General features: G+C 38.6%; 1 protein-coding gene. It reads right to left on the reverse strand.

The features are described from left to right. The coding region (locus RTK36_RS01615; protein WP_312043802.1) for a CoA transferase at window positions 1–420 on the reverse strand (420 nt) is incomplete at both ends.

Consider the following 420-nt stretch of genomic DNA (forward strand, 5'->3'; position numbering starts at 1 on the left):
GCAACATGATCCGCAACAGATGGCCCTACCTTCACAGGATTCGTCTCCTTAAACCCTGTTAAGTTAATCATTCCACCCATTGCTTGGGCAACAATATCATAGCAGGGACGGTGGGTAATTGGGCCATACTGTCCAAATCCTGAGCCTGAGGCATAAATAATGGCAGGATTTATTTTCTTGATGGTTTCATAGTCGATTTTCAGTTTTTTTGTAATTCCACCTCTGAAGTTCTCTACCAGAATATCAGCATCCTTTACAAGCTCATAAAACAGTTCCAAACCTTTTTCTGTTTTTAAATTTAAGGTAGCACCTTTTTTATTTCTATTTACATAATTATAAAAACCACTTTCACCACTTTTTTCATCAAGAGGACCCCAAAAACGGCATTGCTCCCCTTCAATGGGTTCAATTTTCAATACC

It is taken from the genome of Anaerotignum sp. (genome assembly GCF_031981185.1).
In the GTDB taxonomy this organism is placed as follows: domain Bacteria; phylum Bacillota; class Clostridia; order Lachnospirales; family Anaerotignaceae; genus Chakrabartyella.